At 74.5% G+C, this 24,617-nt stretch carries 31 protein-coding genes; 22 read left to right on the forward strand and 9 right to left on the reverse strand.

What is annotated here, in order from left to right; translation table 11 throughout:
* The first annotated feature begins 161 nt into the window (after window positions 1-161).
* The 4 genes from hrcA to IG69_RS0116585 all read left to right on the forward strand — a co-directional run bounded on the left by hrcA (window position 162) and on the right by IG69_RS0116585 (window position 3,552).
* Entirely contained in the window at window positions 162-1,193 is a 1,032-nt protein-coding gene (gene hrcA / locus IG69_RS0116570; protein ID WP_030529289.1) for a heat-inducible transcriptional repressor HrcA, read from the forward strand.
* Window positions 1,194-1,241: 48 nt separating this feature from the next.
* On the forward strand, window positions 1,242-2,369 hold the full coding sequence (gene dnaJ, locus IG69_RS0116575; RefSeq protein WP_030529290.1) for a molecular chaperone DnaJ: 1,128 nt from the start codon (window positions 1,242-1,244) through the stop codon (window positions 2,367-2,369).
* A 28-nt stretch (window positions 2,370-2,397) separates the two neighbouring features.
* A complete protein-coding gene (locus IG69_RS0116580; RefSeq protein WP_030529291.1) occupies window positions 2,398-3,144 on the forward strand; it encodes a 16S rRNA (uracil(1498)-N(3))-methyltransferase in 747 nt (248 codons plus the stop codon).
* Window positions 3,145-3,264: 120 nt separating this feature from the next.
* Window positions 3,265-3,552, forward strand: a complete 288-nt coding sequence (locus tag IG69_RS0116585) for a DUF1905 domain-containing protein (RefSeq protein WP_030529292.1) — start codon at window positions 3,265-3,267, stop codon at window positions 3,550-3,552.
* Window positions 3,553-3,565: 13 nt separating this feature from the next.
* Here IG69_RS0116585 and IG69_RS0116590 read toward each other — a convergent pair whose 3' ends face one another.
* On the reverse strand, window positions 3,566-4,003 hold the full coding sequence (locus IG69_RS0116590) for a VOC family protein (protein ID WP_030529293.1): 438 nt from the start codon (window positions 4,001-4,003) through the stop codon (window positions 3,566-3,568).
* 75 nt (window positions 4,004-4,078) lie between these two features.
* Between IG69_RS0116590 and IG69_RS0116595 the strand changes: the two genes are divergently transcribed.
* Genes IG69_RS0116595 through era form a run of 5 tightly spaced genes read left to right on the forward strand, consistent with a single transcriptional unit; the run spans window position 4,079 to window position 8,270 of the window.
* Window positions 4,079-4,426, forward strand: a complete 348-nt coding sequence (locus IG69_RS0116595) for a histidine triad nucleotide-binding protein (protein ID WP_030529294.1) — start codon at window positions 4,079-4,081, stop codon at window positions 4,424-4,426.
* Between the two features lie 56 nt (window positions 4,427-4,482).
* Window positions 4,483-5,562, forward strand: coding sequence for a PhoH family protein (locus IG69_RS0116600; RefSeq protein ID WP_030529295.1), 1,080 nt, complete (start codon window positions 4,483-4,485; stop codon window positions 5,560-5,562).
* The gene (gene ybeY / locus IG69_RS0116605; RefSeq protein ID WP_030529296.1) at window positions 5,559-6,026 is read left to right on the forward strand and encodes an rRNA maturation RNase YbeY; all 468 of its coding nucleotides are present in this window, start codon (window positions 5,559-5,561) and stop codon (window positions 6,024-6,026) included. The genes IG69_RS0116600 and ybeY overlap by 4 nt, the downstream gene beginning before the upstream one ends.
* Window positions 6,027-6,039: 13 nt before the next feature.
* Window positions 6,040-7,332 carry a hemolysin family protein gene (locus tag IG69_RS0116610; protein WP_036830479.1) on the forward strand — a complete coding sequence of 431 codons (1,293 nt, stop codon included), beginning with the start codon at window positions 6,040-6,042 and terminating at the stop codon, window positions 7,330-7,332.
* Window positions 7,329-8,270, forward strand: coding sequence for a GTPase Era (gene era / locus IG69_RS0116615; protein WP_030529298.1), 942 nt, complete (start codon window positions 7,329-7,331; stop codon window positions 8,268-8,270). Before IG69_RS0116610 ends, era begins: the two co-directional genes overlap by 4 nt.
* Before the next feature lie 10 nt (window positions 8,271-8,280).
* On the opposite strand, the gene IG69_RS21775 is transcribed toward era, so the two are convergent.
* The 5 genes from IG69_RS21775 to IG69_RS20455 all read right to left on the reverse strand — a co-directional run bounded on the left by IG69_RS21775 (window position 8,281) and on the right by IG69_RS20455 (window position 11,020).
* Window positions 8,281-8,499, reverse strand: coding sequence for a helix-turn-helix domain-containing protein (locus IG69_RS21775; RefSeq protein ID WP_084696883.1), 219 nt, complete (start codon window positions 8,497-8,499; stop codon window positions 8,281-8,283).
* Between the two features lie 9 nt (window positions 8,500-8,508).
* Window positions 8,509-8,964, reverse strand: a complete 456-nt coding sequence (locus IG69_RS0116625) for a hypothetical protein (RefSeq protein WP_030529299.1) — start codon at window positions 8,962-8,964, stop codon at window positions 8,509-8,511.
* Window positions 8,961-9,188 carry a helix-turn-helix domain-containing protein gene (locus IG69_RS22550; RefSeq protein ID WP_169742090.1) on the reverse strand — a complete coding sequence of 76 codons (228 nt, stop codon included), beginning with the start codon at window positions 9,186-9,188 and terminating at the stop codon, window positions 8,961-8,963. The genes IG69_RS0116625 and IG69_RS22550 overlap by 4 nt, the downstream gene beginning before the upstream one ends.
* A gap of 396 nt (window positions 9,189-9,584) precedes the next feature.
* Window positions 9,585-10,256, reverse strand: a complete 672-nt coding sequence (locus tag IG69_RS0116635; RefSeq protein ID WP_030529301.1) for a helix-turn-helix transcriptional regulator — start codon at window positions 10,254-10,256, stop codon at window positions 9,585-9,587.
* 62 nt (window positions 10,257-10,318) lie between these two features.
* Window positions 10,319-11,020: a helix-turn-helix transcriptional regulator gene (locus IG69_RS20455; RefSeq protein WP_036830480.1), complete on the reverse strand. Its 702-nt coding sequence runs from the start codon at window positions 11,018-11,020 to the stop codon at window positions 10,319-10,321.
* Window positions 11,021-11,291: 271 nt separating this feature from the next.
* Between IG69_RS20455 and IG69_RS0116645 the strand changes: the two genes are divergently transcribed.
* Both IG69_RS0116645 and IG69_RS0116650 read left to right on the forward strand, forming a co-directional pair.
* The gene (locus IG69_RS0116645) at window positions 11,292-12,326 is read left to right on the forward strand and encodes an aspartate-semialdehyde dehydrogenase (protein WP_030529302.1); all 1,035 of its coding nucleotides are present in this window, start codon (window positions 11,292-11,294) and stop codon (window positions 12,324-12,326) included.
* Between the two features lie 174 nt (window positions 12,327-12,500).
* Complete coding sequence (locus tag IG69_RS0116650; protein ID WP_030529303.1) at window positions 12,501-12,755, forward strand: acyl-CoA-binding protein; 255 nt, start codon at window positions 12,501-12,503, stop codon at window positions 12,753-12,755.
* On the opposite strand, the gene IG69_RS0116655 is transcribed toward IG69_RS0116650, so the two are convergent.
* Entirely contained in the window at window positions 12,745-13,680 is a 936-nt protein-coding gene (locus IG69_RS0116655; protein WP_051750685.1) for a GNAT family N-acetyltransferase, read from the reverse strand. The genes IG69_RS0116650 and IG69_RS0116655 overlap by 11 nt on opposite strands.
* Before the next feature lie 69 nt (window positions 13,681-13,749).
* Here IG69_RS0116655 and IG69_RS0116660 point away from each other — a divergent pair, with 69 nt between their 5' ends.
* The 7 genes from IG69_RS0116660 (at window position 13,750) to IG69_RS0116690 (ending at window position 19,628) form a co-directional block, all read left to right on the forward strand.
* Window positions 13,750-14,343: an ankyrin repeat domain-containing protein gene (locus IG69_RS0116660; protein ID WP_030529305.1), complete on the forward strand. Its 594-nt coding sequence runs from the start codon at window positions 13,750-13,752 to the stop codon at window positions 14,341-14,343.
* A gap of 33 nt (window positions 14,344-14,376) precedes the next feature.
* The gene (locus tag IG69_RS0116665; protein WP_030529306.1) at window positions 14,377-15,396 is read left to right on the forward strand and encodes a 1-aminocyclopropane-1-carboxylate deaminase; all 1,020 of its coding nucleotides are present in this window, start codon (window positions 14,377-14,379) and stop codon (window positions 15,394-15,396) included.
* Complete coding sequence (locus IG69_RS0116670; protein WP_030529307.1) at window positions 15,393-16,085, forward strand: GNAT family N-acetyltransferase; 693 nt, start codon at window positions 15,393-15,395, stop codon at window positions 16,083-16,085. The genes IG69_RS0116665 and IG69_RS0116670 overlap by 4 nt, the downstream gene beginning before the upstream one ends.
* A gap of 188 nt (window positions 16,086-16,273) precedes the next feature.
* On the forward strand, window positions 16,274-18,016 hold the full coding sequence (gene leuA / locus IG69_RS0116675) for a 2-isopropylmalate synthase (protein ID WP_030529308.1): 1,743 nt from the start codon (window positions 16,274-16,276) through the stop codon (window positions 18,014-18,016).
* Window positions 18,017-18,022: 6 nt separating this feature from the next.
* The gene (locus tag IG69_RS0116680; protein ID WP_030529309.1) at window positions 18,023-18,901 is read left to right on the forward strand and encodes a PfkB family carbohydrate kinase; all 879 of its coding nucleotides are present in this window, start codon (window positions 18,023-18,025) and stop codon (window positions 18,899-18,901) included.
* 48 nt (window positions 18,902-18,949) lie between these two features.
* Window positions 18,950-19,264 (forward strand): VOC family protein, encoded by a 315-nt coding sequence (locus tag IG69_RS0116685; protein ID WP_245616182.1) that lies wholly within the window; start codon window positions 18,950-18,952, stop codon window positions 19,262-19,264.
* A gap of 19 nt (window positions 19,265-19,283) precedes the next feature.
* Window positions 19,284-19,628 (forward strand): iron chaperone, encoded by a 345-nt coding sequence (locus IG69_RS0116690; RefSeq protein WP_030529311.1) that lies wholly within the window; start codon window positions 19,284-19,286, stop codon window positions 19,626-19,628.
* A gap of 15 nt (window positions 19,629-19,643) precedes the next feature.
* Here IG69_RS0116690 and IG69_RS0116695 read toward each other — a convergent pair whose 3' ends face one another.
* Entirely contained in the window at window positions 19,644-20,270 is a 627-nt protein-coding gene (locus tag IG69_RS0116695) for an alpha-ketoglutarate-dependent dioxygenase AlkB (RefSeq protein ID WP_030529312.1), read from the reverse strand.
* Between the two features lie 118 nt (window positions 20,271-20,388).
* Here IG69_RS0116695 and IG69_RS0116700 point away from each other — a divergent pair, with 118 nt between their 5' ends.
* Entirely contained in the window at window positions 20,389-21,069 is a 681-nt protein-coding gene (locus IG69_RS0116700) for an SDR family NAD(P)-dependent oxidoreductase (RefSeq protein WP_211251035.1), read from the forward strand.
* A 22-nt stretch (window positions 21,070-21,091) separates the two neighbouring features.
* Here the strand turns inward: IG69_RS0116700 and IG69_RS0116705 are convergent, their stop codons facing one another.
* The gene (locus tag IG69_RS0116705) at window positions 21,092-21,787 is read right to left on the reverse strand and encodes a hypothetical protein (protein WP_030529314.1); all 696 of its coding nucleotides are present in this window, start codon (window positions 21,785-21,787) and stop codon (window positions 21,092-21,094) included.
* 51 nt (window positions 21,788-21,838) lie between these two features.
* Here IG69_RS0116705 and IG69_RS0116710 point away from each other — a divergent pair, with 51 nt between their 5' ends.
* The 3 genes from IG69_RS0116710 (at window position 21,839) to IG69_RS0116720 (ending at window position 24,605) form a co-directional block, all read left to right on the forward strand.
* Window positions 21,839-22,675: a DNA-3-methyladenine glycosylase family protein gene (locus IG69_RS0116710; RefSeq protein WP_051750686.1), complete on the forward strand. Its 837-nt coding sequence runs from the start codon at window positions 21,839-21,841 to the stop codon at window positions 22,673-22,675.
* 401 nt (window positions 22,676-23,076) lie between these two features.
* Entirely contained in the window at window positions 23,077-23,802 is a 726-nt protein-coding gene (gene recO / locus IG69_RS0116715; RefSeq protein ID WP_030529316.1) for a DNA repair protein RecO, read from the forward strand.
* Window positions 23,799-24,605, forward strand: coding sequence for an isoprenyl transferase (locus IG69_RS0116720; protein ID WP_030529317.1), 807 nt, complete (start codon window positions 23,799-23,801; stop codon window positions 24,603-24,605). Before recO ends, IG69_RS0116720 begins: the two co-directional genes overlap by 4 nt.
* Window positions 24,606-24,617 lie beyond the last annotated feature (12 nt).

A 24,617-nucleotide genomic window follows, 5' to 3' on the forward strand; every position in this document is an offset into this window, starting at 1 on the left:
GGCTAGCCGCGAGCGGCGACGGTCGCCGGGAGCGGCACGCGGGAGCGCCCCTCGGCTTTCGCGCGTGACGGTGCGACGACGTAGCATTGGCACTCGGACGGCGAGAGTGCCAGAGCCCGCCGTGCCGCCCGACCCGACGAGCCGCCCGAGGAGGAGCCCCGATGAGCGAGGACCGCCGCCTGCGCGTGCTCCGGGCCATCGTCCAGGACTACGTGCACACCTCCGAGCCGGTCGGCTCCAAGGCGCTGCTCGAACGCCACCACCTCGGCGTCTCCGCGGCCACCGTGCGCAACGACATGGCCGCGCTCGAGGAGGACGGCCTCATCGCCGCGCCGCACACCAGCGCCGGCCGGGTGCCCACCGACGCCGGCTACCGGCTCTTCGTCGACCGGCTCTCGCAGATCAAGCCGATGTCGACCGCCGAGCAGCGCGCGATCGCGCACTTCCTCGAGGGGGCCGTCGACCTCGACGACGTCGTCGACCGCACGGTCCGGCTGCTGGCGTCGCTGACCCGGCAGGTCGCGGTCGTGCAGTACCCGTCCCTGTCGCGCTCCTCGGTGCGCCACGTCGAACTCGTCCCGATCGGCCCCGGGCGGCTCCTCGTCGTCCTCATCACGACGACCGGCCGGGTCGAGCAGCGGGTCATCGAGGTCCCGGCCGACCTGACGACCGACGACGGCGAGCGCGTGCTGTCGGCGCTGCGCACCGAGCTCAACACGGCGACGGCCGGCCGCACCCTCGCCGACGCCTCCTCCGAGCTCGCGGGCGTCCCCGAGCGCTTCGAGGACGGGGCGCGACCGGTCGTGCGGGCGGTCGTCGGCGCGCTCGAGGACTCCCTCGTCGAGGAGCGTGAGGAGCGGCTGGTGCTCGCCGGGACGGCCAACCTCGCCCGCGCCGGCGGCGACTTCACGTCGAGCATCGGCCCGGTGCTCGAGGCGCTCGAGGAGCACGTCGTCCTCCTGCGCCTGCTCGGCACGGTCGCCGAGGAGGGCGGCAGCCTCGCGGTGCGCATCGGGCACGAGAACCCCTACGCCGGGCTGCAGTCGACGTCGATGGTGAGCACCGGGTACGGGTCGGGCGCCGACCTCGTCGCCGGGCTCGGCGTCGTCGGCCCCACGCGCATGGACTACCCCTCGACGATGGCCGCCGTCCGCGCCGTCGCCACCTACGTCTCCCGGATCCTCGCGGACTGACCCGCGCGGGCCCCGCCACCACACCGACCCACGGAGGACCCCCCACCCGTGAACGACTACTACGCCGACCTCGGCGTCGCCCGCGACGCGAGCCCCGAGGACATCAAGCGCGCCTACCGCAAGGCCGCGCGCCGGCTGCACCCGGACGTCAACCCCGGCCCCGAGGCCGAGGAGCAGTTCAAGAAGGTGTCGCAGGCCTACGACGTGCTGTCCGACGCCGACAAGCGCCGCCAGTACGACATGGGCGCCGACCCCTACTCGGGGGGCGCCGCCGGCTTCGGCCAGGGCTTCTCGTTCAGCGACATCATGGACGCCTTCTTCGGCGGGCAGGCGGCCGGGCCGAACGCCGGCCCCCGCTCGCGCACCGCGCGCGGTCAGGACGCCCTCGTCCGCCTCGACATCGACCTCGGCGACGCCGTGTTCGGTGGCGAGAAGGAGCTGACCATCGACACCGCGGTCGGCTGCGGCACCTGCCACGGCGACGGCCGCCAGCCCGGCACCGGCACGCGCACCTGCGACGTCTGCGAGGGCCGCGGCGAGATCCGCCAGGTCCAGCGCAGCTTCCTCGGCCAGGTGATGACCACCCGTCCGTGCATGACCTGCCAGGGCTTCGGCCAGATCATCACCGACCCCTGCTACGAGTGCAGCGGCGACGGCCGCGTCCGCACCCGCCGCACGCTCACCCTGCGCGTCCCCGCCGGTGTCGACACCGGCACCCGCATCCAGCTCGCCGGCGAGGGCGAGGTCGGCCCCGGCAACGGCCCGGCCGGTGACCTCTACGTCGAGGTCGCGGTCCGCAAGCACCCGGTCTTCCAGCGTCGCGGCGACGACCTCCACGCGAGCGTCGAGCTGCCGATGACGGCCGCGGCGCTCGGGGCCTCGCTCTCGATGGACACCTTCGACGGGGCGCAGGAGCTCGACATCAAGCGCGGCACGCAGTCCGGCGACACCCTGACCCTGCGCGGCCTCGGTGTCACGCACCTGCGCGGCGGTGGGCGCGGCGACGTCATCGTCCACACGAGCGTGCAGACCCCGACGAGGCTCGACGGCGAGCAGGAGGAGCTGCTGCGGCGGCTCGCGGCCCTGCGCGGCGAGGAGCGTCCGCAGGGGAAGATGGCCAACCCCGCGGACGGCGGCCTGTTCGGCAAGCTGCGCGACGCCTTCAAGGCCCGCTGACCCCGGCTCGTCCGACGCACCCAGCCCGATGACGCTGCCCGTCCACCTCGTCCCCGCCGGGACCCTCGACGCCGTGGGCCCCGGCTCGGCCGTGCGGCTCGACGGACCCGAGGGCCGGCACGCGGTGGCGGTGCGGCGCACCCGGGTCGGTGAACGGCTGGTGCTCGCCGACGGGGCGGGACGAGCCGTCGAGGGGGAGGTCGTGGGGGTCGAGCGCGACGCCCTCGACCTGCGCGTCGACGAGGTCCGCGACGAGCCCGAGCCCGCGCCGCGCTTCGTCCTCGTCCAGGCCCTGGCCAAGGGGGAGCGTGACGACCAGGCGATCGAGTCCGCGACCGAGTGCGGGGTCGACGAGGTCGTGCCGTGGCAGGCCGCGCGCAGCATCGTCCAGTGGCGCGGGGAGCGCGGCGAGAAGGCCCGCCGCAAGTGGGACGCCGTGCTCGTCGCGGCCACCAAGCAGTCACGGCGCACCCGCCGGCCGGTGCTCGGCCCGACCGTGACCACCGCGGGGCTCGTCGAGCGCGCCCGGGACGCCGCGGCCCTCGTCCTCGTGCTGCACGAGGACGCCGAGGCCCCGCTGGCCGGGGTGGCCCTGCCGGGCGACGGGGACGTGCTCGTCGTCGTCGGGCCCGAGGGCGGCATCGCCCCGGAGGAGGTCGCGGCCCTCGAGGCGGCCGGGGCGCGGACGGTGCGGCTGGGCTCGACCGTGCTGCGGGCGTCGAGCGCCGGTCCGGCCGCGCTGGCGGTGCTCAGCGCCTCCTCCCGCTGGCGCTGACCCGACCTCTCCGCCGCCCTTCCCTCTGCCCGAACGCGTGTGAAACCGCCGGGGGAGCCCGGCGGTTTCACACGCGTTCGCGATGGGCGCGGCAGTCGGGGACGGTCCTACGCTGGCGCGATGGACCTGGAGTTCACGGGGGAGGTCGTCGAGTGGCGCGGCCCGGCGCCGCACCACTTCGTCGCGCTGCCCGAGGCCGAGGCGGCCCGCGTCCACGAGGTCGCACGGCTGGCGACCTACGGCTGGGGCTGCATCCCGGTGGCGGGCCGGCTCGGGGGCAGCGACTTCACGACCTCGCTCTTCCCGAAGGACGGCGGCTACCTGCTGCCGCTCAAGCTCGCGGTGCGCCGCCGCGAGGGCGTCGAGCTGGGTGACGTCGTGACGGTGTCGGTCTCGCTCGACGTCTGACGGGCGCCGCCGCTCACACGACGCAGAGCTCGTTGCCCTCGGGGTCGGCGACGACGACGTGGTCGAGCGCGCCGTCGTGGTGGTGCTCGGCGAGGACCGAGCCCCCCGCCGCCAGCAGCCGGCGCACGGTGGCGTCGAGCGCGGCCCGACGCTCGTCCGCCGGCCGGTGCCGGCCACTGCTCACCTGGAGGTCGAGGTGCAGCCGGTTCTTCGCCACCTTGCGCTCCGGCACCCGGAGGAACGAGAGCCGGGGGAGCGCGCCGTCGGGGTCGACGAGGAAGGCGCCGTCGTCCCACTCCTCCTCCGGGACCCCGAAGGTGCGGTTCCACTCCTCCCACGAGCCGAAGCCCTCCGGTGGCGGCGCGTCGACGTAGCCGAGCGCCTCGCGCCAGAACGCCGCGACCGCCCGCGGCTCCGCGCAGTCCACGGTCACCGTCCAGCGCACCGTCATGCCGCACCTCCTGCTCGTCGAGGGCTCCAGTGCAGCACGCCGCGCCGACACCCCGCGCTCGTCTAGGGTCGGCGCATGAGCGAGACCTCCGAGTGCCTGTTCTGCCGCATCCTCGCGGGTGAGGTCCCGGCCGACGTCGTCGCCGAGACCGACCACTCGCTGGCCTTCCGCGACATCGGCCCCCAGGCGCCGACGCACGTCCTCGTCATCCCGCGCCGCCACGTCCCCGACATCGGGACGCTCGCCGCCGAGGCACCCGAGGAGCTCGCCGACGCCGTCGCGCTCGCGGCCCGCGTCGCCGACGACGAGGGTCTCGAGGGGTTCCGGCTCGTCGCCAACACGGGCGCGGCCGCGCAGCAGACGGTCTTCCACTGCCACCTGCACGTCCTCGGCGGGCGCGAGCTGACCTGGCCCCCCGGCTGACCGGCGCGCATTCCCGCGTGATGACCGTCGGTGCGGGCCTCTAGACTGGCCCGACGATGTCAGACGCGCAGAAAGACGGCCCGGCCCCCGACGCCGGCTCCAGCCCCAGCCAACCGCACGTGCCGCTGCACACGGTCACGATCCCGGCCGACGTCCAGATGGTGACGCTGCTCGGTCCCCGCGACGAGATGCTGCGGACGATGGAGCGCCAGTTCCCGCAGGTGCAGGTGCACGTGCGCGGCAACGAGTTCCACCTCGCCGGCCCGAGCGCCGAGGTCGCCCTCATCGAGCGGCTCATCGACGAGCTCCTCGACGTCATCGACGGTGGTCAGCCGCTCAACCGCGACGCCGTCGAGCGCTCCATCCAGATGCTCCGCGCGCAGACCGTCGAGCGCCCCGCCGACGTCCTGACGATGAACATCGTCAGCAACCGCGGGCGCACCATCCGGCCGAAGACGCTCAACCAGAAGCGCTACGTCGAGGCGATCGACGCGAACACCGTCGTCTTCGGCATCGGGCCCGCCGGCACCGGCAAGACCTACCTCGCGATGGCCAAGGCGGTCGCGGCCCTCCAGGCCAAGCAGGTCAACCGGATCATCCTCACGCGTCCGGCCGTCGAGGCGGGGGAGCGGCTGGGCTTCCTGCCCGGCACGCTCAACGACAAGATCGACCCCTACCTGCGGCCGCTCTACGACGCGCTGCACGACATGGTCGACCCGGAGTCGATCCCGAAGCTCATGGCGTCCGGCACCGTCGAGGTCGCGCCCCTGGCATATATGCGGGGTAGGACGCTTAACGATGCGTTCATCATCCTCGACGAGGCGCAGAACACCTCGGGCGAGCAGATGAAGATGTTCCTCACCCGCCTCGGCTTCGGCTCGAAGATGGTCGTCACCGGTGACGTCACGCAGGTCGACCTGCCCGGCGGCACGACGAGCGGCCTGCGGATCGTGCGCGACATCCTCGGCGACATCGAGGACGTCCACTTCTCCGAGCTGACGGCCGCCGACGTCGTGCGCCACCGGCTCGTCGGGCACATCGTCGACGCCTACGACCGCTGGGACGCCGGCCAGCAGAAGGGTCCGCGCCGCGCGCCGGCCCGCCGCCCCTCCCCGCAGGACGGCCCGGGCGCATGAGCATCGACGTCCTCAACGAGACCGAGGTCGCGCTCGACGAGCTCGAGCTCGTCGCCTGCGCGCGCTACGTCCTCCAGGAGATGCGCGTCCACCCGCAGGCGGACCTCTGCCTGCGTCTCGTCGACGAGTCCGCGATGGAGACCCTCCACGTGCAGTGGATGGACCTGCCCGGCCCGACCGACGTCATGAGCTTCCCGATGGACGAGCTGCGTCCCGGGCGCGACGGCGTGCCGCCGCAGGAAGGTGTCCTCGGCGACATCGTGCTCTGCCCGACCGTCGCTGCGAAGCAGGCCCGCGAGGCCGGCCACGCCACCGAGGAGGAGCTGCTCCTGCTCACGACGCACGGCATCCTCCACCTCCTCGGCTTCGACCACGCCGAGCCCGAGGAGGAGAAGGAGATGTTCGAGCTGCAGCGCCAGCTCCTCCTCACCTTCCTCGCCACGCGCGGCCGACCGAGCACCTGAGCCGGAGGACCCCATGACCCGGCTCGTCGTCGCAGCCGTCCTCGCGACCATCGTCGCGTTCCTCATCTCGATGGCCGAGTCGGCCTTCCAGCGGATGTCGCGGGTGCGCGCCGAGGAGCTGGTCGACGAGGGCCGCCCCGGCGCCGCCGCGCTCGTCCGGGTCGTCGGCGACACCGCCGCCTACCTCTCCGTGCTGTCGTTCCTCCGGGTCATCGCCGAGTCGACCGCCGCCGTGATGGTCACCCTCGCCGCGGTCGCGCTCGTCGAGGGCACGTGGCAGCCGTTCCTCGTGGCGATCGGCGTCATGGCGCTCATCAGCTTCGCCATCGTCGGTGTCTCGCCGGGCACCCTCGGCCGCCAGCACAGCGTCCGGGTCGCCCTGCTCGCGGCGCCGGTGGCCATCTGGCTGCGCCGGGTGCTCGGCCCGTTCTCCCGGCTGCTCATCGCGCTGACCAACGCCGTGACGCCGGGCAAGGGCTTCCGCGACGGGCCGTTCGAGAGCGAGTCCGAGCTGCGCGACCTCGTCGACGTCGCCCGCGAGAACCGGCTCATCGACTCCGACGAGCGCGAGATGCTCCACTCCGTCTTCGAGCTCGGCGACACCCTGACCCGCGAGGTGATGGTCCCGCGCACCGACATGGTCGCGGTCGACGACGACCGGGTCTGCCGCCAGGCGATGAAGCTCTTCCTCCGCTCGGGGTTCTCGAGGATCCCCGTCGTCGGCGAGAGCGTCGACGACGTCGTCGGCATCCTCTACCTCAAGGACGTCGTGCGGCGGATGAACGCCGACCCGGCGGCCGTCACCCTGCCGGTCACCGAGCTGATGCGCCCGGCCCGCTTCGTCCCCGAGAGCAAGCCGGTCGACGCCCTCATGCGCGAGCTCCAGCTCGAGCAGACCCACCTCGCCGTCGTCGTCGACGAGTACGGCGGCACCGCTGGCATCGTGACGATCGAGGACATCCTCGAGGAGATCGTCGGCGAGATCACCGACGAGTACGACCGCGAGGCCTTCGAGGTCGAGGACCTGCCCGACGGCCGCACCCGCGTCGCCGCGACGATGCACGTCGACGACCTCGCCGAGCTCTTCGACGTCGACCTCGACGAGGACGAGGTCGACACCGTGGGCGGGCTCATCGGCAAGACGACCGGGCTCGTGCCCATCCTCGGTTCCTCGTGCGAGGTGGCGGGGCTGCGGCTCACGGCCGAGCGCATGTCCGGGCGGCGCCACCGCGTCGCCACCGTCCTCGTCGAGCGGGTCGCCCCCGAGCTGCCCGCCGACGCCGAGCTCGAGGAGAGCGTCGGATGACCGACAGCACCCCCATCGCCCCGCGCGAGGGCTACGTCGCCGGGTTCGCCTGCTTCGTCGGCCGTCCCAACGCGGGCAAGTCGACCTTGACCAACGCGCTCGTCGGGCAGAAGGTCGCCATCACCTCGAGCAAGCCGCAGACGACGCGACACACCATCCGCGGCATCGTCACGACGGACGCGAGCCAGCTCGTGCTCGTCGATACGCCGGGCCTGCACCGGCCGCGGACCCTCCTCGGGGAGCGGCTCAACGACCTCGTCCGCGAGACGCTGCTCGAGGTCGACGTCATCGGCTTCTGCCTGCCCTCGGACCAGCGCGTCGGCCCGGGCGACCAGTTCATCGCCAACGAGCTCGCCGAGCTGCGCCGCGGCCGCCGCGTGCCGGTCGTCGCCATCGCGACCAAGTCCGACTCCGTCGACCGCCAGCGGCTCGCCGAGCACCTCATCGCCGTCGACCGGCTGGGGGACTGGGATGCCATCGTGCCGTGCTCGGCGACCCGCGGCGACCAGGTCGACGACGTGGCGGAGGTGCTGTCCGGCTACCTGCCGCCCTCGCCCGGGCCGCTCTACCCCGACGGCCAGCTGACCGACGAGCCGGAGGCCGTCATGGTCGCCGAGCTCGTCCGTGAGGCGGCCCTCGAGGGGGTGCGCGACGAGCTGCCGCACAGCCTCGCGGTCGTCGTCGAGGAGATGGTCCAGCGCGAGGACCGGCCGGCGGACGACCCGCTCCTCGACGTGCGCGTCCACGTGTTCGTCGAGCGCGACAGCCAGAAGGCGATCGTCATCGGCCGCGGCGGCTCGCGGCTGCGCGAGGTCGGCACGAACGCCCGGCAGGGCATCGAGGCGCTGCTCGGGCAGCGGGTGCACCTCGACCTCCACGTCAAGGTGGCCAAGGACTGGCAGCGCGACCCCAAGCAGATGCAGCGCCTCGGGTTCTGACCGCTCCCGGTCAGCGGGTGCCGGCGGCGACGAGCATCGCGACGGCGTGCGAGCGGTTGCGGGCGCCCAGCCACGCGACGACCTCGCGGACCTCGTGCGACACGGTGCGCGCACCGACGCCGAGCGCGGTGGCGATCTCCCGGTCCGAGTGGCCGTCGAGCAGGAAGAGCGCCACACGAAAAGGTCTCTCCGGCAACGGGGTACGCAGCCCTAGTTCTTGCCACGGCACGGCGGCCTCTCACGCCTCCTCGAAGGCGGCACACGCGAGGGCCACGAGGTCGGGGTCGTCCGAGCCGTAGGCGGACCCCGACACGGCCACGCCGTCGGGACCGGGGACCACGAGGTACCGCTCGTCGAGGACGATCATCTTGAGGTGGACCGGCCCGATCCGGCAGCCCGAGTCGAAGGACGTGAGCAGGGGCGACTCGTGCGCGTGACGGGTGGAGAAGACGACCCTCTCGTGGAGGCCCCTCGACCGGGTCCGGTGGTTGAGGTGGTCCATGGCCCGGGCGATGGACGGGACGTGACGGTCGGCGACCCGCCAGAACGAGCGTTCGGTCGCGGCCTCGAGCTCGCCGAACGCGCGGGCCAGCTCGCGGCCCTCCCCGAGCGGGCGCAGGACCGGGTCCCCGGAGGACAGCAGGGCACGGACCCGCTCGGCCAGCCGTCGGGTGTCGGCGAACGCCCTCGTCATGCAGCCCCCGCCAGTACAGCGATGGCGTGTGCCCGGTTGCGCGCACCCAGCCAGGCGACGACCTCGCGGACCTCCTGCGACACGGTGCGCCCGCCGACCTGCAGCTCGTCGGCGACCTCGCGGTCCGAGTAGCCCTTGAGGAGCAGCAGAGCGACCTGGAAACGCCTCTGCGGCAGGGGTGGACGCAGCCCGACCTCCTGCCAGGGGGCGGAGCGGGACCACATCTCCTCGAACGCCTCGATGCCGAGCCGGACCAGGTCCGGGTCGTCGGTGCCGCACGCGGTGGCCGACGAGGACCTTGAGGGGGACCGGACCGATCCGGGCCTGCGGCTCGAAGGACGTGAGGAGGGGCGAGGAGCGGGCATGGGGCGTCGAGTAGATCGAGCGTTCCTCGATCCCCCGGGCGCGCGAGCGGTCGTCGAGCTCGTGCATGCCCCGGGCGGTCATCCGGATGTGGCGCTGCGCGGCCAGCCACACCGAGCGCCTCGTGCGCGCCTCGAGCTCCTCGAACGCCCGGACGAGCGCCCAGCCCTCGCCGAGCGGCCGGAGGACGGGGTCGTTCGCCCGCAGCAGGGTCTCGACCTGCGTGGCGAGTCGCCGGGTCGCGCTCCCTCCGACGCTCACGCCGCCCCCACGAGCATCGCGATGCCGTGGCCCCGGTTGCGGGCACCGAGCCAGTCCAGCACCGCCCGCACCTCGACGGCGACGGTGCGCGCGCTGACCCCCAGGGTCTCGGCGATCTGTCGGTCCGACAGCCCGTCGGCCATCCCGAGCGCGACGTGGAACCGGCGGGGGTCCAGCGGGGGGCGCAGCCCGGCGTCCTGCCAGCCACGCCCGTGCGCCCACGCGTCCGCGATCGCCCGGGCAGCGAGGGCCACGAGGTCCGGGTCCTCGGTGAGGAAGGCGTGCACCTCACGGTCCAGGGGCCTCGGCGACGCGAGGAGCGCCGCCCGCTCGTCGACCACGAGCGCAGGGAGCGGGACATCCCCGATCCGGACCTCCGGCTCCAGCGTCGTCAGGAGGGGGAACGAAGCCGCCGCGCGGGGCGAGTACACCGTCCGCTCGTCGACCGCCCGGTCACGCGCCGGCCCGTCCAGGCCCAGCGTCCGTCGCAACGAGGAGAGCCTCGCTCCCCACTGCATGCTCCACACGCGGGCTGCCGTCTGCGCCGCCAGCCCGACGAGCACCTGCGTCACCTCGGCGGGCGTCGGCAGCGGGGTGAGCACGGGGTCCTGCTGGTCGATCGCCTCCGCGACGCGGCCGGGCAGCTCCGTCGCGGGCGGCTGGGGCACGGGGGTGTCTCCTGGGGCTGGTGGGGCCCAGCCTAGAGGGGGTGGCGCGGACCCGCAGCAGGTCAGGGGCCGGCGTCGCCGATGAGGGCGATGGCGTGCGACCGGTTGCGCGCGCCGAGGCGACGGATGACCTCGGCGACCTCGGCCGAGACGGTCCGCTCCGAGACCCCGATGGCCCGCGCGATCTCCCGGTCGCTGGCACCGTCGGTCAGGTGGAAGGCGATCTCGACCATGCGCCGGGTGAACGGTGCCGTGTCGCCCGGGTGGGGGTCGACGGCGGCCCGCCACACGGCGTCGAAGGCGCGCACGGCGCCGCCGACGACCTGGGGCGCCGTGCTCGTCCACACCGAGCCGGCGAGCTCGTGGCCGGGCGGCGCACCGACGTAGACGCGCCGGGCGTCGACGACGAGCAGCGGCGCGTGCACCGGGTGGTGCCGGAAGTACGGGTGGTGGTGGCTGGCGAGCACCGGCAGGCGGGCCGAGGTGACGCGGTCGGTGACGTACCGGCCGTCGATGCCGGTCCGCCGCGAGGCGTCGGCGAGCGGGCGCGCCATCCGGACCTCCGACCACGTGGGGCGGAACGTCATGTGCCAGATGCTGCGGCGGACCGACCCCGCGAGCGCGGCGATGCCGGACTCGAAGGCCGGCGCGAGGTCACCGAGCGGCTCCATCCGCGGGTCGCCCCGGACGGCGAGCGCCTGCACCCACCGGAAGAACTCGCCCACGTCGTACGCGCGCCCCCCGGCACCGTCCTGGGTCCCCACGGATCCTGCTCCCTCCCACGGTTGCGAGATCTCGCAATCACGCTTCCCCCCTCGGGGCTCTTCGGGTCACAGTAGTGCCGCGACGGCCACCGCCGACGGAGGTCGTCGCGCCACGCGGTCCTCCGGGGCGGAGAGCAGGCGTGGCCGGGTGCACCGTTCCAGGGGTGGGGGTGCCCCGGCCACGCCACCGGCTCGGGCTCCTCGCCCGGGCGGTGACCGGATGCCGAGCCGTCGACGGCCGGCGGACGCCGCCCTCCCTAGACTGGCCGGCATGCGAGTCGGAGTCTTCGGTGCGACCGGTCAGGTCGGCAACGTCATGCGTACCCTCCTGCACGAGCGGAACTTCCCGGTCGAGGAGATTCGCTACTTCGCGTCGGCGCGGTCCGCCGGCTCGACGCTGCCGTGGGACGGCCGCGACGTGACCGTCGAGGACACGGCCACGGCCGACTTCTCGGGCCTGGACCTCGCGCTCTTCTCCGCGGGGGGCGCGACCTCGCGTGAGTGGGCGCCCCGCGTGGCCGCTGCCGGGGCCGTCGTCGTCGACAACTCCAGCGCCTGGCGCAAGGACCCCGAGGTCCCGCTCGTCGTCTCCGAGGTCAACCCCGACGACCTCGACGACATCCCGAAGGGCATCGTCGCCAACCCGAACTGCACGACGATGGCCGCGATGCCGGTCCTCAAGCCGCTGCACGACCTCGCCGGGCTCGTCCGGCTCCACGTCTCCAGCTACCAGGCGGTGTCCGGCTCCGGCGGCGTCGGCCTCACCGAGCTCGACGGTCAGCTACGTGGCGGGTACGCCGCCGGCGACCCCAAGGACCTCGCGCTCGACGGCTCCGCGCTCACCCTGCCCGACCCGCAGGTCTACGCCGTGCCGGTCGGCTTCAACGTCGTCCCGCTCGCGGGCTCGCTCGTCGACGACGGCAGCCTCGAGACCGACGAGGAGCAGAAGCTGCGCAACGAGTCGCGCAAGATCCTCCACATCCCCGGCCTGCGCGTGGCGGGCACCTGCGTGCGCGTCCCGGTCTTCAGCGGGCACAGCCTCGCGATCCACGCCGAGTTCGAGCGCGACATCAGCCCCGAGCAGGCGCTCGAGGTGCTCGGCCGCTCCGCCGGTGTCGTCGTCACCGACGTGCCCAACCCGCTCCAGGCGACCGGGCGCGACGAGGTGTTCGTCGGCCGCGTCCGCGCCGACCAGGCGGCGCCCGAGGGCAAGGGGCTGGCGCTGTTCGTCGTCGGCGACAACCTGCGCAAGGGTGCGGCCCTCAACGCGGTCCAGGTCGCCGAGGAGCTCGTCAAGCGCCGCTGAGCGCTGCCCCCGTCCGCGCCTCAACTTTTCGGGGTCACCCCGAAATGTCCACGAGACCCCGGCTCCGAGCCGGGGTCTCGTGGACGAACCGGGGTGTCGAGGCGCCACGGCGGGCGTCGACGGCCGCCGGACGAGCGCTGGCCCCCGGGCGGGCCGACGCCTAGAGTCGCCGCCATGGCCACCGAGGACGAGTTCCGCGCCGCCGTCGAGGCGGTGTCCGGGCTGACGAAGGACCCGGGCAACGACATCAAGCTGCGCCTCTACGCGCTCTACAAGCAGGCCACCGAGGGCGACGTCGGCGGCAAGCGCCCGGGGATGATGGACTTCGTCGGCCGCGCCAAGTACGACGCCTGGGCCGCGGCCCGCGGGACGGACGCCGAGGCCGCCCGCACCGAGTACGTCGAGGTCGTGCGGGGCCTCAGCAGCTGACGCCGTCGTGGTCGCGGACGAGGTGGACCCACGTCGCGGCGACCCGCATCCCGACGCGCCGGTAGAGGTCGAGGGCCCCGGTGCGGCTGTCGGTCGACAGCTCGCTGCGCACCGCGCCGTGGGCGGCGGCGTGGCCGAAGCCGTCGGCGAGGAGCGCCTGCGCCAGACCCCGCCCGCGGTGCTCGCGCGCGACGGCGACCTGGTCGACGAACCCGCACCGCCGCTCGTCGACGACGGTGAAGCAGGCGCCGACGACCTCGTCGCCGAGCGCCGCGACCCGCAGGTTCCACGGCTCGAAGCCGGGCCGCCGGACGGTACCGGCCGCCCACTCGTCGTAGGTCTCGCCGGTGCGGTCCGACCACTCCCCGAACGCGGTCTCGATGACCTCGTGCGCCGCGTGCCGGTCGGCGTCGCTCGTCGCGGTGCGCAGCTCGTACCCCCGGGGGAGCGGACGCTCGGGCACCCGCGCCCCGGCCGGCAGCTCGAGCACCCACGAGGTCCAGCCGTCGCGGTAGCCGCGCGCCTCCAGCAGCCGGTGCCCGGCGGACCCGCGCGGCACCGTCTGCCCCACCGACGCCGCCCCGGTGGCGCGTGAGCGCGCCTCGGCCCACGCGGCGAGCCACGTCCCGACCCCGTGCCCGCGCGCGTGCGGGTGGACGGCGCCCTCGGCCCGGCTCCCGCGCCGGGCCACCTCCACCGCGCCCACGAGCCGCCCGGCGCGGAGGACGCCGCGGGTGTCCGTGGCCAGGTCCATGCTGGGGCGTGACCAGTCGGCCTCGATGTCGGCCCGCTCGAGGGCGACGACGCCGCTGTCCTCGAGCTGCGCGCTCGAGTACACGAAGTACACGGCGTCGAGGTCGTCGGCGGTCAGCGCACGCTCGGAGCAGCCGGCCGGGAGGGTGGGCAGATCGGGGGAGTGCGTCACCGGGACAGGATGTCCGACGGGCCGCGCGCCCCGCACCCGCGTTTCCGGCGGTGTCGCACACTGGGGTCCGTGACCACCGCCGACACCGACCTCCTCGCCGCCGCGTCGACGGGGGACGCCGACGCCGTCCGGGCCGCCCTCGACGCCGGGGCCGACACCGAGGCCCGCGACGAGCACGACCGCACGCCGCTCCTCCTCGCGGCCGCCGCCGACCACGTCGAGGCCGCCCGGGTCCTGGTCGCCGCCGGCGCCGACCCGGACGCCCTCGACGACCGTCACGACACCCCGTGGCTCGTCACCGGCGTGACCGGGAGCGTCGCGATGCTCGAGGTGCTGCTGCCCGCCGACCCCGACCTCACCGAGGTCAACCGCTACGGGGGCGTCTCGGTCATCCCGGCCAGCGAGCGCGGCCACGTCGACTACGTGCGCCGGGTGGTGACCACCGGCATCGACGTCGACCACGTCAACCGGCTGGGCTGGACCGCGCTCCTCGAGGCGGTCATCCTCGGGGACGGGGGAGCGCGCCACCAGGAGATCGTCCGCATCCTCCTCGAGGCCGGTGCCGACCCGTCCGTCGCCGACGCCGAGGGGGTGACCGCGCTCGAGCACGCCGAGCGCCTCGGCCGCACCGAGATCGCGCGCCTGCTCCGCGAACGGGGCTGACGCGCGGGCCCCCCGCGGTGGTAGACCTGCGGGATGCGCCTGCACGAGATCCCGCGGTACCCGCTGACCTTCGGCCCGAGCCCGGTGCACCACCTGCGCCGGCTGAGCGAGCACCTCGGCGGGGCGCAGGTGTGGGCCAAGCGCGAGGACGTCAGCAGCGGGCTGGCCTACGGCGGCAACAAGGTCCGCAAGCTCGAGTACATCGTCCCGGACGTGCTGGCCAGCGGCGCCGACACCCTGGTCTCCATCGGCGGGTACCAGAGCAACCACACCCGCCAGGTCGCCGCCGTCGCCGCGCACCTCGGCCTGAAGTGCCGTCTCGTGCAGGAGAAGTGGGTGCCGTGGGACGACCCGGTCAACGACCGCGTCGGCAACATCCTCCTCTCGCGGATGATGGGCGCGGACGCGCGGCTGGACCCGGCGGGCTTCGACATCGGCATCCGCGACTCGTGGAAGGACGCGCTGCGCGAGGTCGAGGAGGCCGGCGGGACGCCCTACCCGATCCCCGCGGGGGCGAGCGAGCACCCGCTCGGCGGCGTCGGGTTCGCGAACTGGGCCTTCGAGGTCGCCGAGCAGGAGAAGGCGCTCGGCGTCATCTTCGACACGGTCGTCGTCTGCACGGTCACGTGCTCGACGCACGCCGGGATGGTCGCCGGCTTCGCGGCCCTGGAAGACCTGACGGGCGTTCGCCGTCGCATCATCGGCATCGACGCCAGCGCCACGCTCGAGAAGACGCGGGCGCAGCTGGAGCGCATCGCCCGCCACACCGCCGAGGTCATCGAGCTCGGCCGCGACCTGCGCGACGACGAGCTCACCCTGCTGCCGGACTGGGCCGGCGACCTCTACGGCATCCCCGTCGACTCGACGATGGAGGCCATGCGCCTCGGCGCCCAGTACGAGGCGATGATCACCGACCCCGTGTACGAGGGGAAGTCGCTCGCCGGGCTCGTCGACCTCGTCCGGTCCGGCGACATCCCGAAGGACTCCACCGTGCTCTACGCCCACCTCGGCGGCCAGCAGGCGCTCAACGCGTACCACTCCCTCTGGCCGTGACCGGCGGGCACCCGCTCGACGACGTCGCCTGGTCCGCGCTCACCGGCCCGCAGACCGGTCTGGCACGTGCGGCCGCGGGGGGCCGCGCCCTCGGCTACCGCGACGGCATCGCCCCGTTCTGCGGCGTCGGCGTGCTCGACGCCGAGGGGTGGGACGCCCTCGCCGAGCTCGTCGGACCCGGGAACACGGCGGTGTTCCTGCGCGGCGAGGTGCCGCCCACGCCGGCCGGCTGGACCGAGCTCGTGCGCGAGCCGGCGACGCAGCTCGTCGCGGAGCGACCCGTCGGTCGCAGCGGGGAGGACGGGGTGGTCGAGCTGGGTGACGCCGACTCGCCCGAGATGGTCCGGCTCGCGGCCGAGACCGAGCCCGGCCCCTTCGGCCCGACGAGCCACCTCGCCGGTCGCTGGTTCGGGGTGCGCCGCGAGGGACGCCTGGTCGCGATGGCCGGCGAGCGCATCCGGCCGCCCGGGTGGGGCGAGGTCTCGGGGGTCTGCGTGGCCGCCGAGGCGAGGGGCGCGGGACTCGGGGCGCTCGTGACCCGCGCCGCCGCCGGTGCCATCGAGGAGCGCGGTGACCGGGCGATGCTCCACACCCGGCTCGGCAACGACGGCGCCGACCGGCTCTACCAGCGCCTGGGCTTCACCGTCCGGCGGCAGGTCGACGTCGTCGTGCTCCGGCGCGACGGGTGAGCCCGACGGCCCGAGTCGTGGACACATCGCTCGCCACCCCGCGACCCCTGTGGCATGCTCGACGTGTGCGTTCCTCGCGCCTCCTCCTTCGCTGCCGCGGCGGGGCCTGACATCGGCCGCCCCTCGTCGCGGAGCTCCTGCTGCACCCGGCCGGCCCCCCGCAGACGAGACGAAGGCGTAGCGCAGAGATGATCCACCCCCAGCAGACCTCCGGGATGCCGACGGCGAAGTACGTGCCGTTCCAGGACCAGATCGAGGTCCACCTCCCCGACCGCACCTGGCCCGACCGCACGATGACGAAGGCGCCGCGCTGGTGCGCCGTCGACCTGCGCGACGGCAACCAGGCGCTCATCGACCCGATGGACTCCGAGCGCAAGATGCGGATGTTCAAGCTCCTCGTGCGGATGGGCTACAAGGAGATCGAGGTCGGCTTCCCGAGCGCCAGCCAGACCGACTTCGACTTCTGCCGCGAGCTCATCGAGGGCGGGCACATCCCCGACGACGTGACGATCCAGGTCCTCACGCAGAGCCGAGACCACCTGATCGAGCGGACCTTCGACGCGATCCGCGGCAGCAAGCAGGCGATCGTCCACTTCTACAACTCGACCTCGGTCCTCCAGCGCCGCGTCGTCTTCGGGATGAGCGAGGACGGCATCGTCGACATCGCGCTCCAGGCCGCGCGCCTGTGTCGCAAGCTCGAGGAGACGGTGCCCGAGACCGACGTCTACTACGAGTACTCGCCGGAGTCGTACACCGGCACCGAGCTCGAGTTCGCCGTGCGCATATGCAACGAGGTCATCGACGTCATCGACCCGACCCCGGACCACAAGATGATCATCAACCTGCCCGCGACGGTCGAGATGGCGACGCCCAACGTCTACGCCGACAGCATCGAGTGGATGATCCGCCACCTCGACCGGCGCGAGTCCGTCGTCGTCAGCCTGCACCCGCACAACGACCGCGGGGAGGGCGTGGCCGCCGCCGAGCTCGGCTACCTCGCCGGCGCCGACCGCATCGAGGGCTGCCTCTTCGGCAACGGCGAGCGCACCGGCAACGTCTGCCTCGTCACCCTCGGGATGAACCTCTTCAGCCAGGGCATCGACCCCGAGATCGACTTCTCCGACATGGCCGAGGTCCGGCGCACCGTCGAGTACTGCACCCAGCTGCCCGTCCACGAGCGGCACCCGTGGGGCGGGGACCTCGTCTACACGGCCTTCTCCGGCTCCCACCAGGACGCCATCAAGAAGGGCCTCGAGGACATGGAGCGCCGGGCGAAGGACAAGGGCACGAGCATCGACGACCTCGACTGGGGCGTGCCGTACCTGCCGATCGACCCGCACGACATCGGGCGCTCCTACGAGGCCGTCGTCCGCGTCAACAGCCAGTCCGGCAAGGGCGGGGTCTCGTACCTGCTCAAGGCCGAGCACGGGCTGGACCTGCCGCGCCGCCTCCAGGTCGAGTTCAGCCACGTCGTCCAGCGCCGCACCGACACCGAGGGCGGCGAGCTCTCGGGCGCCGAGATCTGGGCGATGTTCGCCGACGAGTACCTGCACGCCGAGTCGCCCGACCACCGGTGGGGACGGTTCAGCCCGGTCCGCTCGACGATCGCCGGCTCCGACGACGGCACCGACGTCATCGACGCCGTCATCCGGGTCGACGGGGTCGACACCCCGGTCCACGGCCGCGGCAACGGACCCATCGACGCCTTCACCGCGGCGCTCGCGACCCTCGACGTCGACGTCCGCGTCCTCGACTACCACGAGCACGCGCTGTCGGCCGGTGGCGACGCCCGCGCGGCCGCCTACGTCGAGTGCGCCGTCGGCGACCGCGTCCTCTGGGGCGTCGGGCTCCACGAGTCGATCGTCAAGGCGTCGCTGCGGGCCATCCTCTCCGCGGTCAACCGCGCCGAGCGCGCTCCCGCCGAGGGCTGAGCGCCGGTGTCCGGCACGGTCCTCGCGTGCGGGCTGGCGACGGTCGACGTCGTCCAGGTCGTCGAGGCCGTGCCGGGCCCGGACGAGAAGGTCGTGGCGCTCGCGGCCGACGTGACCGCGGGCGGCCCGGCGTGCAACGCGGCCCTGACCGCCGCCGCGCTCGGTGTGCCGACCCGGTTCGTCGGGGCGGTGGGCAGCGGGCCGCTGTCGGCGGTGGTGCTGCGCGAGCTCGCCTCCGGGGGTGTCGCGGTGACCGACCTCGCGCCCCCGGCCTTCGAGCCGCCCCTGTCGACCGTGCTGGTGACGCAGGCGACCGGGGAGCGGGCCGTGGTGTCGCGCAACGCCGTCGGGGTGGGGGATCTCGGGGCGCCGTCGGACTCGGCGCTCGACGCCCTGCTCGACGGGGTGGCGGCGGTGCTCGTCGACGGGCACCACCTGCCGGTCGCCGTGGCGGTCGCGCGGGCGGCCCGGCGGCGGGGCGTGCCGGTGCTCCTGGACGGGGGCTCGTGGAAGCCGGGGCTCGAGGAGCTGCTGGCCGAGACCGACCTCGCCGTGCTGTCGTCCGCGTTCACGGTGCCGGGCGACCCGGGGTCGGCCGGGGCGCTCCAGGCCGTCCTGACGGCGGGGCCGTCGTGGGCGGCGGTGTCCGACGGCGCCGGGCCGGTGCGCTGGCGCTGGGCGGGCGGTCTGCACGGCGAGGTGCCCGTGCCGGTCGTCGACGTCGTCGACACCCTCGGGGCCGGTGACGTCCTGCACGGAGCGCTCCTCGCCGAGCTCGGCCGCGGGGGAGCCGGCGACCTGCCCGCAGCCCTGGCCCGCGCGGTGGAGGTCGCCTCGCGCTCGGTGGCCCACCCGGGCGCCCTCGGCTGGGCGCGGCAGCGATGAGTTCCTGCCCCGGGACGGGTCTGCCCTGACATGGAAGCAACCCTCGTGATGCCCAACCTCCGCGTCTCCGACCTCGACGCCGCCGAGCGCTGGTACACGGCGCTGCTCGGGCGGGGGCCCGACGAGCGCCCGATGGACGGCCTGCTCGAGTGGCGCCTCGGCCCCGGTGCGGGCCTGCAGGTCTGGCGCGAGCCCGACGCGGCGGGTCGCTCCGGCTGCACCGTCACCGTCTCCGACCTCGACGCCGTCGCCGCGCGGTTGACCGCGGCCGGCGTCGCCCACGAGGGCGTCGAGCAGGCGAGCAGCGTGCGCATCCTGCGGCTCGCCGACCCCGACGGCAACCGCGTCGTCCTCACCGACTGACCGCCCCCGAGGAGCCCCCATGGCCGACACCGTCGACGAGTACCTGGCCGGCTTCGAGGGCGAGGTGCGCGAGCGGCTCGACGCGATGCGCCGGGTCGTCCGCGAGGTGGCGCCCGACGCGGTCGAGTCGATGGCCTACGGGATGCCCGCGTACAAGCTGGACAAGAAGCCGTTAGTCTACTTCGCCGGGTTCGAGCGGCACGTCGGCTTCTACGCGACCCCGAACGGGCACGAGGCCTTCGCGGAGGAGTTCGCCGCCTACCGGCAGGGGAAGGGCTCGGTGCAGCTGCCGTTGGACCGGCCGCTGCCGCTCGGGCTCGTCCGGAGGGTCGTCGAGTTCCGCGTCGCGAGCATCCGCGGCTGAACGGGTCCTCGCGCGTCAGCGCACTCCCCGCACCCGGAACTGGATGCTGATGCGCGGACCGACGGGGCGCGCGGTCTTCGGGACGGCGTGGTCCCAGGTGCGCTGGCAGGAGCCGCCCATCACGAGGAGGTCGCCGTGCCCGGCGGCGAACCGGCGGGAGGCGCCGCCCTCGCGCGGGCGGAGCAGGAGGTCGCGCGGGGCGCCGACGGACAGGATCGCCACCATCGTGTCCTGGTTGCGGCTGCGCCCGACTCGGTCGCCGTGCCACGCGACCGAGTCGTGCCCGTCACGGTAGAGGCACAGGCCGGCGGTGACGAACGGCTCCCCGAGCTCGGCGGCGTAGTGCGCCGAGAGGGCGTCGCGGGCCTCCTCGAGCGCGAGGTGGGGGAGCGGGTCGCCCTCCCCGTAGAAGGACAGCAGGCGCGGGGTGTCGACGACCGAGTCGTACATCTGCCGCCGCTCGGCGAACCACGGGACGTCACGGCGCAGCGCCTCGTAGAGCTCGTCGGCGCCACCGACCCATCCGGTGCGCTCGTCGACCCACGCGCCGTGGTCGAGCACCGTGCGCCGCACCGAGTCGCCGAGCGGCCGGACCTCGATGCCGTCGGCGAGATCGAGGAGCGAGCCCTGGAGCACTGCCATGCCGTGAGCGTAGCCCGGAATCGAACACGTGTCCACGATCTCGCCGCACGTTCGACGCGCGCCGGAGGCGCCGGGTCCGTGCCCGCGGGCACGCGGCGCCCGCTGCGAGAGTGGCGCCATGAGCGAGGAGAACGCACAGGTCGTGGCCGTCGTCGGTGCCTCGGGGGTGCTCGGCGGGCTGGTCGCGCGGGGGCTGCAGGAGCGGGGGGCCACCGTCGTCGCGGTCGGACGGGACGCGGGTCGGCTGGGCGAGGCCGTCCCGGGGGCGACCCAGGTGGTCGGCGAGATCGGGGACGCCGCGCTGGGGGACCGGCTCGTCGCGCACTGCCGCCAGGAGCACGGCCGGCTCGACGGGGTCGTCAACGCGGCGGGCGTCGTCGCCTTCGGGACGCTCGTCGACACCGACGACGCCGTCATCGAGGAGCTCTTCCTCACCGACGTCATCGGTCCGCTCTTCCTCGCGCGCCGGGTGCTGCCCGCCCTGGGGGAGACCAAGGGCTACCTCGCGAACCTCAGCGCCGTCGTCGCCGAGGCACCGCTGCCCGGGATGGTCGCCTACGCCGCGGCCAAGGCGGCCCTGACCGCCGCCGACCGCGCGCTGGCCCGCGAGGCCCGCCGCAGCGGCGTGCAGGTCATCGACCTGCGGCCCCCGCACACCGAGACCGGGCTCGCGACGCGCCCGCTGGCCGGGACGGCGCCGTCGCTCCCGCAGGGGCTCGAGCCCCAGCAGGTTGCGCAGGTCGTGCTCGACGCGATCGAGCAGCGCACGGCCGAGGTGGCATCCGGCGACTTCGCCTGAGCCCGGTCGTGGGGTGGCGGGCCTACTCCTCCTCGTCCGAGCTCTCCCCGGCGTCCTCGCCCTCGTCGTCGTCCCACGTGATCGCCAGCGAGGAGCCGTACGCGGCGCCCGACATCGGCGCGTAGGCGAACCAGCCGAGCCCGTCCTCGCCGGGCGGCGGAGGCGGGTCCCAGAGGACGTGCTCGCGCGTGGCGGCCTCGCGCAGCGGCGCCAGGGGGAGGGCGGCCGCGCTCTCGGGGACGCCGAGGTGGTCCCAGCGCACGACGAGCTCGAGCCCGTCGCCGTCGGGGAACGGATGGAGCCACCACGAGCGGCTCGAGCGCAGCGCGTCGCCCTGGCCGCCGGTCTGCGCGAGGGTCGAGGGGCCTGCGTCCTCGTCCGGAGGACCGTGCGGGGGGCGGTGGCCGAGGCGCGTCCCGTCGGCGAGCCGGACGCCGAAGCGCGGCTCCTGCTGCTCCCAGACGTGCGCGACGTCGTCGACCGGTCGGGTGGCGCCGGGCCGGACCCACGCCTCGACCTCGATCTCGAGGCCGCGCGAGAACGCACGCGCCCGGGTCGCCCGGACGACGACGTCGGGGCCGGTGAAGATCGCGACGTCGAGGGGGACGGTCACCCCCACGACGTGCCGCGGCGGCATCCACGGAATGTCGTACTCGGGCTGGTCGGGCTCGAGCTCCTCCGGCTCCGGCCACGGGTCGAAGAACGGCTGCTGCGTCATCCCGGCAGCGTAGGGCGCAGCGGTGTCGCCGGGGTGGGGTTGGATGGGCGCGTGCCCGTCCCGCCGCTGACCGAGGAGGTCGTGTCCGCGCCGGTCGACGTGCCGGCGCTGCGGGCCTGGCTCGTCGCGCACGCCGTCGACGGCGTCGAGACGACGACGGTGGAGCCCGGCGGGAGCATCCACCGGCGGTCGGTCGGGGACGGGTGGCTCGAGGTCGTGCTGCCGGGGTCCGGTGCGCCGGTGCTGCGCTCGGGGGGACCGGGGGCGGCGGGCGCCCTAATGGCGGGGCGGCGGTGGCTCGGGCTCGACCTCGACCCGGCACCGGGGGTGGCGGCGCTCGCCGACGACCCCGTCCTCGGGGTGCTGGTGCGGGCGCGGCCGCACGTGCGAGTGCCCGGTGCGCCGGACCCGTTCGCCGCCGCGGTCAACGTCGTCCTCGGGCAGCACGTGTCGCTCGCGGCCGGCCGGGTGTTCGCGACCCGGCTGGCGGCGCTGCTGCCCGTCGAGCCGGCGGCGCTCGCGGCCGCCGACCCCGACGAGCTGCAACGAGCGGTGGGCGTCACCGGCGCCCGCGCCCGCACGCTCGTGGCCCTCGGCGCCGCGGTGGGCGGGGGGCTGTCGCTCGAGGCCGAGCCCGACCCGGCGCTGCGGACCGCGCGGCGGGCCGAGCTCCTCGCGCTGCCGGGGGTCGGCCCGTGGACCGCTGACCTCGTGATGATGCGCTGCCTGCGCGACCCCGACGTCTTCCTGCCCGGAGACCTCGTCCTGCGCAAGGCGCTCGGCGGCGTGCCGGCGCGTGAGGCGGCCCGGCTGGCCGAGGCATGGGCGCCGCACCGCAGCCTCGCCGTCGTGCACCTGTGGACCCATCACGCCCTCGACCCCCGCTGACACCGGCGGACGCCGGGGCGGGGATGCTGGCGTCCTTCGTGGTGCCAGAGCGGGGGCGATCACCCCATGTCCCGCGCCACGGTCGCGTGCAGGTCGTCAACGGGTCGTGACGACCCCGCACGTGCGGGCTTGTCGTGCGCCGGGAGGGCGCCGGACAGCGATGACCCCGCACGTGCGGGCTTGACGTGCGCTGGGGTGGGGCTCGGACCGCGATAACCCCGCACGTGCGCGCTTGTCGTGCGCCGGGAGGGGGTCGGACAGCGACAACCCCGCACGTGCGGGCTTTACGTGCGCTGGGAGGGCGCCGGACAGGGATGACCCCGCACGTGCGGGGATGTCCGGGGCGGGGTCGTCGGCGGGGCGGCGCCGGGGATGTCGGTGCGGGGGCGGATGATGGTGCGGTGCCCCTCTACCGCGACGAGGCGATCGTCCTGCGCACCCACAAGCTGGGTGAGGCCGACCGCATCGTCACCGTCCTGTCCCGGCGCCTCGGCAAGCTCCGGGTCGTCGGCAAGGGCGTGCGCCGCACCCGCTCCCGGTTCGGGGCGCGGCTCGAGCCGGGGATGCACATCGACCTCCAGTGCTACGAGGGCCGCACCCTCGACACCGTCACCCAGGTCGAGACGATGGACCCCTGGGGCGAGGCGATCGCCCGCGACTACCCCGCGTGGACGGCGGCCACGGCGGTGCTCGAGACCTGCGACCGGCTGACCGAGGAGCGCGAGCCCGCCCTCCAGCAGTACCTCCTGCTCGCCGGCGCGCTCCGCAGCCTGGCCCACCGCGAGCACGACCCCGGCCTCGTCCTCGACGCCTACCTCCTGCGGGCGATGGCCATCGGCGGGTACGCCCCGAGCTTCCACGACTGCGCCAAGTGCGGTGCGCCCGGCCCGCACCGCGCTTTCCACGTCGCGGCCGGCGGCGCGGTCTGCCCGGTGTGCCGCGCGCCCGGCTCGACCGCCCCGCACCCCGACACGCTGCGCCTGCTCGCCGCGCTCCTCGCCGGGGACTGGGCGCTCGCCGACGACGCCGACCAGCGGCAGCGCCGCGAGGGCAGCGGCCTCACCGCGGCCTTCCTCCAGTGGCACCTCGAACGCGGTATCCGCAGCCTCCGTATGGTGGAGCGGTGAGCGGCCCCACCCCCTACGAGCGCCCCTTCCCGCACCCCAGCGGCGCGCAGGCCCCGGTCATCGAGGCGTCGCGGATGCCGCGCCACGTCGCCGTCGTCATGGACGGCAACGGTCGCTGGGCCAACCAGCGCGGGCTCGCCCGTACCAAGGGCCACGAGGCCGGCGAGGCCGCGCTCCTCGACGTCGTCGCGGGCGCCATCGAGGTCGGCGTCACGCACCTGTCGGCGTACGCCTTCAGCACCGAGAACTGGAAGCGCAGCCCTGACGAGGTCCGCTTCCTCATGGGCTTCAACCGCGACGTCATCCGGCGCCGCCGCGACCAGCTGCACGCGTGGGGCGTGCGGATGCGCTGGGTCGGCCGGCGGCCACGCCTGTGGGGCTCGGTCATCAAGGAGCTCGAGACGGCCCAGGAGATGACGCGGCACAACACCGGCCTGACGCTGTACTTCTGCGTCAACTACGGCGGCCGCGCCGAGATCGGCGACGCCGTGCAGCGCCTCGCGCAGGACGTCGCCGCGGGCCGGCTCAAGCCGCGCAGCGTCGACGAGCGCACCGTGGCCCGCTACCTGCCGGAGCCGGACATGCCGGACGTCGACCTCTTCGTCCGCAGCTCCGGTGAGCAGCGCACGAGCAACTTCCTCCTGTGGCAGAGCGCCTACGCCGAGATGGTCTTCCAGGACCGGCTCTGGCCCGACTACGACCGCCGCGACCTCTGGGCCGCGGTCGAGTCCTACGTGGACCGCGAGCGGCGGTACGGCGGCGCCGTCGACGCACCCGGCGTGCCGGAGGCCCCGGCCGGCTGACCCCGCCCGACG

This window comes from Phycicoccus jejuensis (genome assembly GCF_000720925.1).
In the GTDB taxonomy this organism is placed as follows: domain Bacteria; phylum Actinomycetota; class Actinomycetes; order Actinomycetales; family Dermatophilaceae; genus Phycicoccus; species Phycicoccus jejuensis.

Bases quoted from the DNA above. Each gene is read 5' to 3' on its own strand.
- IG69_RS0116610 (WP_036830479.1), top strand. From the start codon at position 6,040: ATGACCCGGCTCGTCGTCGCAGCCGTCCTCGCGACCATCGTCGCGTTC.
- IG69_RS22550 (WP_169742090.1), bottom strand. From the start codon at position 9,188: ATGTGGTCCCGCTCCGCCCCCTGGCAGGAGGTCGGGCTGCGTCCACCC.
- IG69_RS0116645 (WP_030529302.1), top strand. From the start codon at position 11,292: ATGCGAGTCGGAGTCTTCGGTGCGACCGGTCAGGTCGGCAACGTCATG.
- IG69_RS0116600 (WP_030529295.1), top strand. From the start codon at position 4,483: ATGTCAGACGCGCAGAAAGACGGCCCGGCCCCCGACGCCGGCTCCAGC.
- IG69_RS0116585 (WP_030529292.1), top strand. From the start codon at position 3,265: ATGGACCTGGAGTTCACGGGGGAGGTCGTCGAGTGGCGCGGCCCGGCG.
- IG69_RS0116590 (WP_030529293.1), bottom strand. From the start codon at position 4,003: ATGACGGTGCGCTGGACGGTGACCGTGGACTGCGCGGAGCCGCGGGCG.
- IG69_RS0116595 (WP_030529294.1), top strand. From the start codon at position 4,079: ATGAGCGAGACCTCCGAGTGCCTGTTCTGCCGCATCCTCGCGGGTGAG.
- IG69_RS0116625 (WP_030529299.1), bottom strand. From the start codon at position 8,964: ATGACGAGGGCGTTCGCCGACACCCGACGGCTGGCCGAGCGGGTCCGT.
- leuA (WP_030529308.1), top strand. From the start codon at position 16,274: ATGATCCACCCCCAGCAGACCTCCGGGATGCCGACGGCGAAGTACGTG.
- IG69_RS0116685 (WP_245616182.1), top strand. From the start codon at position 18,950: ATGCCCAACCTCCGCGTCTCCGACCTCGACGCCGCCGAGCGCTGGTAC.
- ybeY (WP_030529296.1), top strand. From the start codon at position 5,559: ATGAGCATCGACGTCCTCAACGAGACCGAGGTCGCGCTCGACGAGCTC.
- era (WP_030529298.1), top strand. From the start codon at position 7,329: ATGACCGACAGCACCCCCATCGCCCCGCGCGAGGGCTACGTCGCCGGG.
- IG69_RS0116665 (WP_030529306.1), top strand. From the start codon at position 14,377: ATGCGCCTGCACGAGATCCCGCGGTACCCGCTGACCTTCGGCCCGAGC.
- IG69_RS0116690 (WP_030529311.1), top strand. From the start codon at position 19,284: ATGGCCGACACCGTCGACGAGTACCTGGCCGGCTTCGAGGGCGAGGTG.
- IG69_RS0116650 (WP_030529303.1), top strand. From the start codon at position 12,501: ATGGCCACCGAGGACGAGTTCCGCGCCGCCGTCGAGGCGGTGTCCGGG.
- hrcA (WP_030529289.1), top strand. From the start codon at position 162: ATGAGCGAGGACCGCCGCCTGCGCGTGCTCCGGGCCATCGTCCAGGAC.
- IG69_RS0116695 (WP_030529312.1), bottom strand. From the start codon at position 20,270: ATGGCAGTGCTCCAGGGCTCGCTCCTCGATCTCGCCGACGGCATCGAG.
- IG69_RS0116580 (WP_030529291.1), top strand. From the start codon at position 2,398: ATGACGCTGCCCGTCCACCTCGTCCCCGCCGGGACCCTCGACGCCGTG.
- IG69_RS0116705 (WP_030529314.1), bottom strand. From the start codon at position 21,787: ATGACGCAGCAGCCGTTCTTCGACCCGTGGCCGGAGCCGGAGGAGCTC.
- IG69_RS0116700 (WP_211251035.1), top strand. From the start codon at position 20,389: ATGAGCGAGGAGAACGCACAGGTCGTGGCCGTCGTCGGTGCCTCGGGG.